Annotated in this window: 13 protein-coding genes; 10 read left to right on the top strand and 3 right to left on the bottom strand. The window is 31.6% G+C overall.

What is annotated here, in order from left to right; translation table 11 throughout:
• The first annotated feature begins 95 nt into the window (after positions 1-95).
• From mecA to pepF, 3 genes are all read left to right on the top strand, one after another.
• Positions 96-818: an adaptor protein MecA gene (mecA, locus tag V6C74_RS08865; RefSeq protein ID WP_002452868.1), complete on the top strand. Its 723-nt coding sequence runs from the start codon at positions 96-98 to the stop codon at positions 816-818.
• A gap of 102 nt (positions 819-920) precedes the next feature.
• A complete protein-coding gene (locus V6C74_RS08860) occupies positions 921-1,910 on the top strand; it encodes a competence protein CoiA family protein (protein ID WP_002452869.1) in 990 nt (329 codons plus the stop codon).
• Positions 1,911-1,954: 44 nt separating this feature from the next.
• Complete coding sequence (gene pepF, locus V6C74_RS08855) at positions 1,955-3,763, top strand: oligoendopeptidase F (protein WP_002452870.1); 1,809 nt, start codon at positions 1,955-1,957, stop codon at positions 3,761-3,763.
• Positions 3,764-4,109: 346 nt separating this feature from the next.
• Here the strand turns inward: pepF and yjbH are convergent, their stop codons facing one another.
• The 3 genes from yjbH to V6C74_RS08840 form a co-directional block, all read right to left on the bottom strand.
• Positions 4,110-4,907 (bottom strand): protease adaptor protein YjbH, encoded by a 798-nt coding sequence (yjbH, locus tag V6C74_RS08850; protein ID WP_002452871.1) that lies wholly within the window; start codon positions 4,905-4,907, stop codon positions 4,110-4,112.
• A gap of 16 nt (positions 4,908-4,923) precedes the next feature.
• Positions 4,924-5,295 carry a truncated hemoglobin YjbI gene (locus V6C74_RS08845; RefSeq protein WP_029625773.1) on the bottom strand — a complete coding sequence of 124 codons (372 nt, stop codon included), beginning with the start codon at positions 5,293-5,295 and terminating at the stop codon, positions 4,924-4,926.
• Positions 5,296-5,379: 84 nt separating this feature from the next.
• Positions 5,380-5,967 carry a CYTH domain-containing protein gene (locus V6C74_RS08840; RefSeq protein WP_002452873.1) on the bottom strand — a complete coding sequence of 196 codons (588 nt, stop codon included), beginning with the start codon at positions 5,965-5,967 and terminating at the stop codon, positions 5,380-5,382.
• A gap of 290 nt (positions 5,968-6,257) precedes the next feature.
• On the opposite strand from V6C74_RS08840, the gene V6C74_RS08835 reads away from it, so the two are divergent.
• The 7 genes from V6C74_RS08835 (at position 6,258) to fabI (ending at position 13,322) form a co-directional block, all read left to right on the top strand.
• Positions 6,258-6,605 (top strand): hypothetical protein, encoded by a 348-nt coding sequence (locus V6C74_RS08835; protein ID WP_002452874.1) that lies wholly within the window; start codon positions 6,258-6,260, stop codon positions 6,603-6,605.
• A gap of 16 nt (positions 6,606-6,621) precedes the next feature.
• Positions 6,622-7,257 (top strand): GTP pyrophosphokinase family protein, encoded by a 636-nt coding sequence (locus V6C74_RS08830; protein ID WP_002452875.1) that lies wholly within the window; start codon positions 6,622-6,624, stop codon positions 7,255-7,257.
• Positions 7,258-7,270: 13 nt separating this feature from the next.
• On the top strand, positions 7,271-8,080 hold the full coding sequence (locus V6C74_RS08825) for an NAD kinase (RefSeq protein ID WP_016898803.1): 810 nt from the start codon (positions 7,271-7,273) through the stop codon (positions 8,078-8,080).
• Entirely contained in the window at positions 8,077-8,931 is an 855-nt protein-coding gene (locus V6C74_RS08820; protein WP_016898802.1) for an RluA family pseudouridine synthase, read from the top strand. Before V6C74_RS08825 ends, V6C74_RS08820 begins: the two co-directional genes overlap by 4 nt.
• A 25-nt stretch (positions 8,932-8,956) precedes the next feature.
• Positions 8,957-10,342 carry a magnesium transporter gene (mgtE, locus tag V6C74_RS08815; protein WP_002452878.1) on the top strand — a complete coding sequence of 462 codons (1,386 nt, stop codon included), beginning with the start codon at positions 8,957-8,959 and terminating at the stop codon, positions 10,340-10,342.
• 8 nt (positions 10,343-10,350) lie between these two features.
• Positions 10,351-12,195, top strand: a complete 1,845-nt coding sequence (locus V6C74_RS08810; RefSeq protein ID WP_002452879.1) for a monovalent cation:proton antiporter family protein — start codon at positions 10,351-10,353, stop codon at positions 12,193-12,195.
• A gap of 356 nt (positions 12,196-12,551) precedes the next feature.
• Positions 12,552-13,322 (top strand): enoyl-ACP reductase FabI, encoded by a 771-nt coding sequence (gene fabI, locus V6C74_RS08805; RefSeq protein WP_002452880.1) that lies wholly within the window; start codon positions 12,552-12,554, stop codon positions 13,320-13,322.
• Positions 13,323-13,443: the final 121 nt, after the last annotated feature.

The raw sequence follows: 13,443 nt of genomic DNA, 5'->3' as shown, positions 1-13,443 counted from the left end.
AATTAGTTAAATTTAATCAAACAAATAGATTGTAATTTACGTTCCGTTCTAATACAATATGGTTACTATTCATCGACTGTAAGGAGTGAGATGATATGAGAATAGAACGCGTTGATGACACAACAGTTAAATTGTTTATCACATATAGCGACATTGAAGCACGAGGATTTAATCGTGAAGACTTATGGACTAACCGTAAACGCGGTGAAGAATTCTTCTGGTCAATGATGGATGAAATTAACGAAGAAGAAGATTTTGTGGTAGAAGGTCCATTATGGATTCAAGTACATGCTTTTGAAAAAGGCGTGGAAGTGACCATTTCTAAATCTAAAAATGAAGACGCAATGAATATGTCAGATGAAGATACAAATGATCAATTTGATGATCAAGTTAATGAATTATTAGCACAAACATTAGATGGTGAAGATAATTTAGAAGAATTATTTGAACAACGTAATCAACAGAAAAAAGCAGAACAACAAGCTAAAAATCAACGAACTCACAAACGTGCTAACGTAAGAACTGTAATTGTTAAATTTGATGATTTAGAACATGTTATTAATTATGCTTATCATAATAATCAAAATACGACTGAATATGAAGATTTATTATATATGATTGATAATCACTACTATTATTCAGTTCATTTTGATGACTCTGTAAGTCAAGAAACTATCAATGATAGCTACAGTCAATTGCTAGAGTTTGCTTATCCAACAGATAAAACGGAAGTATATTTAAATGATTATGCTAAAATAATCATGAGCCATAATGTTACTTCTCAAGTTCGTAGATATTTTACAGACGCAGAAGAATAACTCAATTTATTTCACAAGGTACCGAATCAAGGTACCTTGTTTTTTTATTAAATTTTAAAGTAAAAACATTTATCTCTTCGTTGTTATATATGAGGTGATGAAATGTTAATAGCAATGAATAATATGGAGGAGCGAGTTTTAGCAAAAAATGCAAAGAGAAATCAAGAATATTATTGCCCTTATTGTCGTGGAGAGGTGATATTACGTCACGGAGTTAAAGTTATACCCCACTTTGCACACAAAGTTAAAAGCAATAGCCCTTGTTATAAAGCTGAAACGTATAATCATTACCAATTAAAAATGCTATTAGCTCAAAAATTTGCAGCATTGAATTGCCATGTTGATATAGAACCCTTCATTAAAAGTATTAAGCAATATCCTGATTTAGTAATAAACCAAAGTAACGCCATTGAAATTCAGTGTTCCACAATTAGTTCGGCAGAAATAATAGAAAGAACACTTGGTTTAGAAAGTATAGGCTTAAAGGTTTTTTGGTTGATAAATGATGTGAAAATAAGAGGAAGGTTAATTGAACTCACCCAATTTCAGACTACTTTTATTAATCCTATTCAACGTACACTGATAACTTGGAACTTTAGTGAATCTAACCTCATAGTTTATACACACATTCAAAATATCGCTGGTAAAAAATTTATTTGCAAAAGACAGCCAATATCTCCTAATGAGCTTTTCAATACATATAAATCAAAACAAGTAAGAGTTTATAAATTATCTAAGAGAACAATTAATAATTATATTCTACAGTGTAGAAGAAAGAATTCGGTTCTCGAACCAACTTTAAGTGCTATGTATCAGTTAAAAATGAACGATAGTAAAGTATGCATAAGTACGGGCTTTATATTTCTAAATCAAATTTATATAGAAACGCACCCAGTTGAATGGCAACTTAAATATCTATTATTAAGACGGAAATATGACAGTCATCAAAGTTGTGAATTGTTATTACCTATCATTAAATTTAGGTATTTCGCATATTATAACTATAATAAGTTGACTATATTAAGAGAATTAGTAAACGACTTCGAGAAAATGTATTATAGCAGATGTTTAAGCGTGCAAAACGAATCCTAAAATGAGAAAATTGAACTATTGATATAATCAAGGAGGTTTACTTTATGAGTCAACAATTAACAAGAGAAGAGCAGGAACGTAAATATCCTGAGTATACGTGGGACTTAACAACAATTTTCGAAAATGATGAAGCTTTTGAGGAGGCGTTCAAGGAAGTAGAAAATGAGTTAGGTAAAGAAGAACAGTTCAAAGGGCATTTAGGTGATAGTGCTGAAACTTTATATAATGCCTTGGCAACTGAAGATGAATTAGGAACTAAACTAGAAAAAGTCTATGTCTATGCTCATTTAAAACAAGACCAAGATACTGCGAATGATAAATATACTGGTTTAGAAGCACGTGCACATCAATTACTTATTAAATATAGCTCAGCATGGAGCTTTTTAGTGCCTGAAATATTACAGTTAGATCAATCGACAATTGAACAGTTTATTTCTTCATTTGATAAATTAAAACAATATGAGTTTGACTTAAAATTAATTAATGAGAAACGTCCACACATTTTAGATGCAGATACAGAAAAGCTTTTAACAGAAGCACAAGATGCTTTATCAACGCCTTCGAATGTTTATGGAATGTTTAGTAATGCAGACTTGGAATTCGAGGATGCTATTGATAAAAACGGGGAAGCACATCCATTAACACAAGGAACTTTTATAAAATATTTAGAGTCTGATGATCGTAAGTTAAGAGAATCAGCATTTAGAAATGTTTATAAAGCTTATGGTTCGCATAACAATACATTAGGCGCAACACTTGCAGGAGAAGTGAAGAAAAATGTATTTAATGCTAGAACTCATCATTATAATTCAGCTCGGGAGCGTGCTTTAAGTAATAATCATATCCCTGAGGCCGTGTATGATAATTTAGTTAAAACAGTGCATAAATATCTTCCATTACTTCACAGATACACTAAATTAAGAAAAGAGCTTTTAGGTATTGAAGATCTTAAAATGTATGATTTATACACACCTCTAGTTAAGGATGTTAAATTTGAAATGCCTTATGAGGAAGCTAAATCATGGATGTTGAAAGCTTTAGAACCAATGGGCGAAGAGTATTTAAACGTAGTTAAAGAAGGTTTAGACAATCGATGGGTTGATGTTTATGAAAATAAAGGTAAACGTTCTGGAGGTTATTCTTCAGGTGCGCATCTAACGAATCCTTTCATTCTATTAAACTGGTCAGATACTGTTTCAGATTTATACACTTTAGTACATGAATTTGGTCATTCTGCTCACAGTTATTTCAGTCGTCAAAATCAACCTTCAAACTTAAGTGATTATACAATTTTCGTTGCAGAAGTCGCATCTACATGTAACGAGGCACTTTTAAGTGACTATATGGATAAACATTTAGATGATGAGCGTCGATTATTGTTGTTAAACCAAGAATTAGAGCGCTTCAGAGCTACTTTATTCCGTCAAACTATGTTTGCTGAATTTGAGCATAAAATTCACCAAAATGAGGAAGCGGGAGAACCATTAACACCTAACCGAATGAATGAAGAGTATGCGAAACTTAATAAACAATACTTCGGAGATGCTGTTGAAACAGATGAAGATATTAGTAAAGAATGGTCTCGTATACCACATTTCTATATGAATTATTATGTATATCAATACGCTACAGGTTATAGTGCAGCTCAGAGTTTAAGTCACCAAATTTTATCAGAAGGCAAACCAGCTGTTGAAAGATATATTAATGAATTCTTGAAAAAAGGTAGCTCAAACTACCCAATCGAGATCTTAAAAAATGCAGGTGTAGATATGACTACGCCTAAACCTATTGAAGAAGCATGTGAAGTTTTTGAACAAAAATTAGATGCATTTGAAAAACTAATGAAAGCTTAGTATGAGTGAATTCGCTTACAATTTGAACAGATTGTGACAATTTAAATATATAATTAAACAAAGGTTGAAAAGGGGTATACACCGTGTTATATTATGAACATGAAATTAATCACATAACAAACATACCCCTTTGTTTGAAGTGAAAAATTTCTCCCATCCCCTTTGTTTAGCGTCGTGTAATCAGACACGGCGTTTTTTTATGTTCAATTTTAAAAATACAATTTTCTTATGTGTAAATTATGCAGTTCTTATACAAAAAAGAGTATAAGATGATTCTCTATATAAATATTAAAAGACGGCTAGTCCTCATTTGACTAGCCGTCTTTATACATTAAATTTGTTTTAATTAGCATTGGGGCATTTTTGATTTCCAAAATTCGCCTTCTGGATATTGTAATTTCTCAACTTTTTGTTGTAATGAAAGTTTTTTTAACTCCTTATTGAGTAATTTTTCTGGCCATTCATAAATGGTTAGAAGTTCTTCCATCGTTACTAATTGTTTCTTTTGAATGTACACTTCTAATTTAGGTGGGAGATTCTTCTCAATAGGTTTTCCCATTAATTCATTTATGATGTAAGTGTAAATATGATATGGGTATAGACCTTCTACTTTTAAACCTTCTTCTTGGACGTCTTCACTAAAGAAAACAAGAGAGGGCGCTTGTTCGATGTCCATTTCTCTTGCAATGTGGAGATCTACTTTCAAACTATCAGTAAGTTTACTCTTTTGTAAATCTTCCTTAAATACTTGATAATCAATACCTGCATTATTAATACAATCGCAAATCATATCTTCAGTAATGATATCGCGTTTAGGTATGATTTCATTTTGCATTAAGTGAATAAATCTTTCAGCTCTCAAACGTCCTTGTAATTCAGCTGCTTTATATGCAAGGGCAATGTTATCGAAATCGGATGTACTTTGAGCTTGGCACTTAGTTAAAACTTTTAAAGAAGGGTTTAAGATGTGTCTTACTCGGATATATTGATTATATTCAATTCTTAATTTTGATAATATAGCTGATAGCTTAAAACAGTCTTTGCTAAAAGGATCAAAAAAAGAATAAATTTCTATTTTGCTTACAGGTGATAGATTAGCATCTTCACGACTCTTGTTATCCAATATTCTTAATTCTTCAGCCATGTATTTTCACCTACAATTATTTTTCGGAATTTACCATGTGGTTTGCAGTTAAGCGTAATCTTTCAAATAAATAATCACCAACGCCTGCGGGGAAATTTGCATATTGAATTGCAGTATGCATATTTTCTAACCATGCATCTCGCTCATATTCAGTAATTGTAAATTCCATATGTCTTCTTTTTAACATGGGGTGGCCATGTTCTTGAGTATATAAGTCAGGGCCGCCAAGAAATTGAGTTAAAAACTGTTTCTGCTTTCGGCTTGTTTCATTAAAGTCCCCTGGAAATAAATAATTAATACGATTATCTCTTTCGACTAGGTAATAGAAATAGTCGATCATTTGATACAAAGCGTCTTGACCTATTATCTCATAAGGTGTTTTAGACATAATATCACCGTGTTCCATTAATATATATCTAATATAACATGAATTTTTACATTTGAAAGTAATTTGCCTTTTAGGAAAATATTGCTACTTATTGCTTGCATTTTGCTTTTCTTCAAAAAATCTTTGTACCTTATTTAATGGTTTCTCATGTTTAATATCGAATTCCTGAAGTAATTGTTTAAACTTTTCATAACCTTCATTGTATGAATCAACTTCAAATTCTAGCTCATAGTCAACTTTATTTAGGTATTCACTTTTATCTAATACAAGTAATTCATTTTGATAATGAGTTTCTACTCTAAGTGTTGTTAAATCCCCTAAAATAATTAATTCATCTTCTGAAACATTAAATTGTCCTTCAATAATATTTCTTATATCATCTGGTAGTTTGGAGTTTGAAAGAGTATCATTCATCTTTAGTTTAACATTAGTTGGATGATTATACTCCATTAATCCAACTTCAGCAGGGACTTTCAAAGTCATCTCATATGAGTTATCTTTTACTCTGATACGTAATGCTGAACGATGATCTCTAAGTTTGAAACCCTTAGTATCAATATAATAATTAGTTTGGCTAAAGGGTTTTTCATTTTTAAAATAAGTGTTAAAAATCTTATCGTATAAATCTTTGGTTAAGATTTGCTTGAACTCGATCTCATTATTTGTTGCCATAGTTAACACCTCAATCATTTACTTTTGTTGATATTTAAAGCATTTATAATTATGACGAATTTTACCTTTAAATTAAAGTAATTTAATAACTGTTTTAAGGTAGTGAAAAATTATCTGTAGTCTTTTTAACTCTGAAAATTAATTTATAACGTATTTCAATTTATATATATGAAAATAACTTTAAAGAAAGTGGAAATCTGTGATTTAATCTAGAATTTCAATGCAAGTTGTGGCGTGTTTTGTAAGTGTATATTATGTTAAACTAGTATGGAATAAGGAGGAAAACAGGCATGCGTATTTATATAAATGAAATTAAAGTTAAAGAAGATGGCATTTATTGCTTCTCAGAGGACTCTACAGATGGTCTAGAAGAAGTTGGACAAATGCTTGTTGATAGTGATAATTATGGATTCGCATATATATTAGATGACGGTGAATCGTATTCTTATCTAATTTTTGTGCAAGAGACATGGTCGTTGTTACATGAAAATAGAGATAAAAAGATTATCATTAATAACGATTTAGAATTAAAACACTTCCAAGAAGAACTAGATTACATAATAGATAATATAGAAGGAAATAATAACTATGGTAAGGAGTTTGTTTCAACTGTTGAAAAAACTTTCGAACTAGAGTGAAGCGGAGTGAAACAAAATGAACCAGTGGGATCAATTTTTAACACCTTATAAACAAGCGGTAGATGAATTAAAGGTAAAACTTAAAGGTTTGCGTAAACAATATGAAGTGGGTGAACACACGTCACCTATCGAGTTTGTAACAGGAAGAGTTAAACCCATTTCAAGTGTTATCGATAAGGCTAATAAAAGAGGTATTCCGTTCGACCGCTTACATGAAGAAATGTATGACATTGCTGGATTAAGAATGATGTGCCAGTTCGTAGATGATATCGATATTGTTGTTAATATATTAAGGCAACGAAGAGATTTCAAAGTCGTAGAAGAACGAGATTATATCCGTAATACGAAAGAAAGTGGCTATCGTTCATATCATGTGATTATTGAATATCCAATTGAAACGTTAAATGGACAGAAACATATTCTAGCTGAGATTCAAATAAGAACATTAGCTATGAATTTCTGGGCAACAATAGAACATACTCTACGTTATAAATATGATGGAGACTATCCTGATGAAATACAACATCGCTTGGAGAGAGCAGCAGAAGCAGCTTATTTATTAGATGAAGAAATGTCTGAAATAAAAGACGAAATTCAAGAGGCACAGAAATATTATACTCAGAAACGTGCTAAGAAACATGAAAATGACTAATGAGGTGTAGATAATGCGTTATACAATCCTAGCTAAAGGTGATTCGAAATCGAATGCATTAAAGCATAAAATGATTAATCATATGAAGGATTTTCAAATGGTAGAGGATAGTGAAAATCCTGAAATTGTCATATCTGTTGGTGGTGATGGTACGTTACTACAGGCGTTTCATCAATATAGTCATATGTTATCTAAAGTCGCCTTTGTAGGGATTCATACTGGTCACTTGGGTTTTTATGCAGACTGGTTACCTCATGAAGTTGAGAAGTTAATCATTGAAATAAATAATACTGAATTTCAAGTGATTGAATATCCGTTATTAGAATTAATTGTAAGGTACAACGATAATGGATACGAAACACGATACCTTGCTTTGAACGAAGCAACAATGAAAACTGAAAATGGTTCAACATTAGTTGTGGACGTTAATATACGTGGTAAACATTTTGAGCGATTTAGAGGAGATGGATTATGTATATCAACACCGTCTGGTTCAACCGCTTATAATAAAGCCTTAGGTGGAGCGCTGATACATCCATCCTTAGAAGCAATGCAAATTGCTGAAATAGCTTCTATTAATAATAGAGTGTTTAGAACTGTAGGATCTCCTTTGGTTTTACCTAAACATCATACATGTTTGATTACACCTGTTAATCATGACACGATTAGGACAACTATTGATCATGTAAGTATTAAACACAAAAATGTAAATGCCATTCAATTTAGAGTAGCAAATGAGAAAGTAAGGTTTGCTAGATTTCGACCATTTCCTTTTTGGAAAAGAGTTCATGATTCATTCATTTCAAGTGATGATGAAAGATGATTTTCAAGTATGTTATCAAGAAATCAGAAACTGTTAAATCTTTTTTACAAAGACATGATTACTCTAAAAAGACTATTAGCGCCATTAAACATAATGGCGCTTTATTAGTAAACGGGCATCCTGTAACAGTTAGAAAAGAGATGACTGTTGGGGATCAATTTGAAGTTCACATGCCTATTGAGGAACCCAGTTCCAATTTGTTACCTTATCCCAAACCATTAGATATTGTATTCGAAGATGAATTTATTCTTATCGTCAATAAACCCCAATCTCAAAATTGTGCACCTTCAAGAGAACATCCACATGAGAGTTTAGTAGAGCAAGTATTAGCTTATTTAATGAATAAAGATGTGCAGACAAACCCTCATATTGTAACTAGATTAGACCGCAATACATCAGGCCTGGTCTTATTTGCTAAGTTTGGACACATCCATCATTTATTTTCTAAAGTAAAATTTGAAAAAGAATATATATGTTTGGATTATGGTCGTACTCAACCTGAAGGTGTTGTAGAAGCACCAATTGCTAGAGATAGCGATAGTATTATTACAAGAAAGGTCTCGGACAAAGGGAAATATGCCAAGACAAGTTATTATACTATTGTTCAAAATAATACCTTGAGTTTGTGCAAAGTAAAACTTCATACAGGACGAACACATCAAATTAGAGTGCATTTTCAATTTATGGGGCATCCTATAGTAGGGGATGATTTATATGGTGGCGTACATCATTTAGTTAAGGGACAGAGTTTACAATGTTGTTCACTTAAGTTTGTTCATCCTATAAATCATAACAAAATATCAATAAATATTGATTACAAACAATTAATTCAATTATTTAACGTGCTATAATAAATATGCTTTGGAGGTGTGTATATTGTCTAACGACACAGAGATTAAAGATAAAGTGCGCGAAGACGTTTATGATGAAGAATTATTAAATAGATTATTAGATGAAAATGACATCGACCAATTTAGAGATGAATTTTTATCTATGCATAATTACGAACAAAGTGAATACTTTGAAGACACAGATGAAAATAATAGACAAAAAATATTTGAGTTCTTATCTCCAAAAGAAGTTGCTAATTTCTTTGATCAATTAGATATTGATGATGAAGATTATGAAGAACTATTCGATAAAATAAATGCCAATTATGCAAGTCATGTCTTAGAGGAAATGTCTTATGATAATTCGGTAGATATTTTAAATAAGCTGTCAAAACCAAAAGTTGCTAGTTTACTAACATTAATGGATAAAGATGAAGCTAATGAAATAAAGGCTTTATTACATTATGAAGAAGATACTGCTGGCGGTATCATGACAACGGAATATATCTCATTAAAAACTACAACACCTGTGAAAGAAGCATTGATGCATGTCAAAGAACAAGCACCTGATGCTGAAACGATTTATGTTATCTTCGCTGTAAATGAAGCGGGGCAACTGGTAGGGGTCCTCTCTTTAAGAGATTTAATCACAGCTGAAAATGATTCGTATATCGAAGATGTCATGAGTGAACGTGTAATTAGTGTGAATGTGGCTGATGACCAAGAAGATGTTGCTCAAGTTATAAGAGATTATGATTTTATTGCGGTACCAGTTGTTGATTATCAGACTCACTTATTAGGTATCATTACTATTGATGATATTTTAGATGTAATGGATGAAGAGGCGAGTGAAGACTATTCTCGTTTAGCCGGTGTGTCTGATATCGACTCTACAAGTGACTCAGTTATCAAGACAGCCAGCAAACGACTTCCTTGGTTAATTGTCTTAACTTTCTTAGGAATGATTACTGCCACTATTTTAGGCAGTTTTGAAGATACATTATCTCAAGTCGCTTTATTAGCGGCATTTATCCCTATTATTAGTGGTATGTCTGGTAATTCAGGTACACAATCCTTAGCCGTTTCTGTACGTAATATTTCTACTGGTGAAATTAACGAACAGAGTAAATTTAAATTAGCTTTAAGAGAAGCTGGTAGTGGATTTTTATCTGGTTTAGTTTGTTCAGTGGTACTATTCCTAATCATTGTAGTTATATATAGACAACCTTTATTAGCACTAATAGTAGGTGGCAGTCTGACATGTGCGATGACTGTCGGAACATTAGTGGGTTCTATGATTCCATTAATCATGAATAAATTTAAAATTGACCCAGCAGTTGCAAGTGGTCCTTTCATTACAACTATAAATGATATTGTAAGTATGTTAATTTACTTCGGTTTAGCAACGTCATTTATGTCATATTTAACTTAGGAGGTCTCATGGGGTTTTTATCTTTAGTTATTGTAGTTGTTGCTGCATTTTTAACTCCTATTATCGTTAACCGACTTAACATCAATTTTCTACCTGTGGTAGTGGCAGAAATTTTGATGGGAATTATCATTGGTCATTCTTTCCTTAATCTAGTTGAAAGAGATTCTGTATTAAATATATTATCTACCTTAGGCTTTATATTTCTAATGTTTTTAAGTGGATTAGAAATTGATTTTAAAGCATTTAAAAAAGATTCACGTTCCAGACAAGGAAAGAATAAACAAGAAAAGAATTTACCAAGTCATTTAAACTTAGCTTTAACTGTATTTGGTTTTATCATGTTGATCTCAATTATCTTGGCTTACGCCTTCAAATGGCTAGGTTTAGTAGATGATGTATTATTAATGGTCATCATTATTTCAACTATTTCTTTAGGTGTTGTAGTACCAACGCTTAAAGAAATGAATATAATGCGTACAACAATAGGTCAATTTATACTTTTAGTAGCAGTTTTAGCTGATTTAGTAACGATGCTTTTATTAACTGTTTATGGAGCGATAAATGGTCATGGTGGCAGTACGATATGGTTAACGGGAATACTAATCGTATTTACAATCATTTTCTACATAATCGGTGGTCTATTTAAACGTATGTCATTTTTACAAAAGTTAATGGACGGAACAACTCAAATTGGAATCCGTGCAGTTTTTGCATTAATTATTTTATTAGTAGCACTTGCTGAAGGTGTAGGTGCTGAGTATATTTTAGGTGCATTCCTAGCTGGTGTTGTTGTTTCGTTATTAAATCCAGATGAAGAAATGGTGGAGAAATTGGACTCATTTGGGTATGGGTTCTTTATTCCAATATTCTTTATTATGGTCGGTGTCGATTTAAATATACCTTCTTTAATTAAAGAACCATCTCTACTCTTAATCATTCCAGTGCTTATTTTAGCTTTTATAGTATCGAAGCTTATCCCAGTTTTATTTATAAAACGTTGGTTTGATACTAAAACGACGATTGCTTCAGCATTTTTATTAACTTCTACATTATCTTTAGTTATTGCTGCAGCGAAAATCGCAGAACAACTTAAAACGATTTCAGCAGAGACATCAGGTATATTAATTTTAAGTGCCGTGATTACTTGTGTATTTGTGCCTATTATTTTTAAAAAGATGTTCCCAATACCTAATGAGGTTAATCGTCGAATTGAAGTGAGTTTAATTGGTAAGAATCAGTTAACTATTCCGATTGCTCAAAACTTAACATCTCAGTTGTATAACATTTCGTTGTATTATCGTAAGGATTTAAGTGATAGCAGGAAATTATCAGACGAAATTACAATGGTAGAAATTGCCGATTATGAAGAAAGTTTATTAGCCCGTTTAGGTTTGTTCGAAAGAGACATTATGGTGTGTGCAACTAATGATGATGAAATTAATAGGAATGTAGCATTAATGGCCAAGAAATACGGAGTCGATCGTGTTATTTGTAGATTAGAGAGCTCCAATGAAGATGCGGAAATTAAAGCTCAAGGTATTGAAGTGTTTAGTAATTATTTAAGTAATAAAATTTTATTAAAAGGTCTAATTGAAACTCCAAATATGTTAAACCTTTTAAGCAATGTAGAAACTTCATTATACGAAATTCAAATGTTAAATCATCATTATGAAAATATGCAATTACGTAATTTCCCATTTGGCGGAGATATCATATTCGTACGAATAGTACGTAATAATGAATCCATCGTTCCTCATGGTGATACTCAACTTCGTTATAAAGACCGTCTTATTGTTACTGGTTCAAAAGAATATGTTGATGAACTTAAACAAGAATTAGAATTCTATTATTAGATTTATGATTTCAAAGATCTTTAAAAAGTAAGTCAGAGAATAAATATATTATTAATGCCTATAATTGGGTTTGAAAACGATCCAGTTGTAGGCATAATTTTTAATTAGGTATTTATTAATCTATTGAGTTTCTAAAAAGTGTTGAATTTGTGTGTTAATCTTCTAGAATTTTTTAGTACTCGTAAGAATGTTTTTTCAAAAAATTATCCATAAGTTTCGAATAATGATGAAGGTCTAAAATACTTTATTATCAGGTACTAAAAGTGTTAAACTAATTATGGTAAAGGGGTTATTTAAGAAACAAGTTTATAACCATTGAAAAAAGAATTGATTTTTTATTAAGGAGTTATACTGTAATGTTAAATTTAGAGAATAAAACATATGTCATCATGGGTATTGCAAACAAACGTAGTATCGGATTTGGTGTAGCTAAAGTATTGGACAAATTAGGTGCAAAGTTAGTATTTACATACCGTAAAGAACGTAGCCGTAAAGAATTAGAAAAATTATTAGAACAACTCAATCAATCTGAACATTATTTATATCAAATTGATGTACAAAGTGATGAAGATGTTATTAACGGATTCGCAAAAATTGGCGAAGAAGTAGGAAATATTGACGGAGTTTATCATTCAATTGCATTTGCCAATATGGAAGACTTAAGAGGCCGTTTCAATGAAACTTCACGTGACGGTTTCTTACTTGCTCAAGATATTAGTTCTTATTCTTTAACTATTGTTGCACATGAAGCTAAAAAGCTTATGCCAGAAGGTGGAAGTATCGTTGCAACAACTTACCTTGGCGGTGAGTTTGCTGTTCAAAACTATAACGTCATGGGTGTTGCTAAAGCTAGCTTAGAAGCAAATGTAAAATATTTAGCACTTGATTTAGGCGAAGATAATATTCGTGTAAATGCCATTTCAGCAGGTCCAATTCGTACTTTAAGTGCGAAAGGTGTAGGAGGCTTTAATACAATTCTTAAAGAGATTGAAGAACGTGCACCATTAAAACGAAACGTTGATCAAGAAGAAGTAGGTAAAACAGCAGCGTACTTATTAAGTGATTTATCAAGTGGTGTAACTGGTGAAAATATCCATGTTGATAGTGGATTCCACGCAATTAAATAACAATTTATATTATTTGAAGCGGTTGAGTAACAAGCTCAATCGCTTTTTTATATTATTTTCAACCATAAATCAACATGAGATTTTTAACTTTTAATTGCTCGTACAATCGCACTCGTAAGTT

It is taken from the genome of Staphylococcus capitis subsp. capitis, from assembly GCF_040739495.1.
Lineage (GTDB): Bacteria > Bacillota > Bacilli > Staphylococcales > Staphylococcaceae > Staphylococcus > Staphylococcus capitis.
The sequence above is the reverse complement of the archived record's forward strand: the minus strand, read 5'-3'. Positions and strand labels throughout refer to the sequence as shown.

Excerpts from the sequence above, each read along its gene's own strand:
- V6C74_RS08820 (WP_016898802.1), top strand. The coding sequence starts at position 8,077 with ATGATTTTCAAGTATGTTATCAAGAAATCAGAAACTGTTAAATCTTTT.
- V6C74_RS08810 (WP_002452879.1), top strand. The coding sequence starts at position 10,351 with ATGGGGTTTTTATCTTTAGTTATTGTAGTTGTTGCTGCATTTTTAACT.
- mecA (WP_002452868.1), top strand. The coding sequence starts at position 96 with ATGAGAATAGAACGCGTTGATGACACAACAGTTAAATTGTTTATCACA.
- fabI (WP_002452880.1), top strand. The coding sequence starts at position 12,552 with ATGTTAAATTTAGAGAATAAAACATATGTCATCATGGGTATTGCAAAC.
- V6C74_RS08840 (WP_002452873.1), bottom strand. The coding sequence starts at position 5,967 with ATGGCAACAAATAATGAGATCGAGTTCAAGCAAATCTTAACCAAAGAT.
- V6C74_RS08830 (WP_002452875.1), top strand. The coding sequence starts at position 6,622 with ATGAACCAGTGGGATCAATTTTTAACACCTTATAAACAAGCGGTAGAT.
- V6C74_RS08835 (WP_002452874.1), top strand. The coding sequence starts at position 6,258 with ATGCGTATTTATATAAATGAAATTAAAGTTAAAGAAGATGGCATTTAT.
- yjbH (WP_002452871.1), bottom strand. The coding sequence starts at position 4,907 with ATGGCTGAAGAATTAAGAATATTGGATAACAAGAGTCGTGAAGATGCT.
- V6C74_RS08845 (WP_029625773.1), bottom strand. The coding sequence starts at position 5,295 with ATGTCTAAAACACCTTATGAGATAATAGGTCAAGACGCTTTGTATCAA.
- V6C74_RS08825 (WP_016898803.1), top strand. The coding sequence starts at position 7,271 with ATGCGTTATACAATCCTAGCTAAAGGTGATTCGAAATCGAATGCATTA.
- V6C74_RS08860 (WP_002452869.1), top strand. The coding sequence starts at position 921 with ATGTTAATAGCAATGAATAATATGGAGGAGCGAGTTTTAGCAAAAAAT.
- pepF (WP_002452870.1), top strand. The coding sequence starts at position 1,955 with ATGAGTCAACAATTAACAAGAGAAGAGCAGGAACGTAAATATCCTGAG.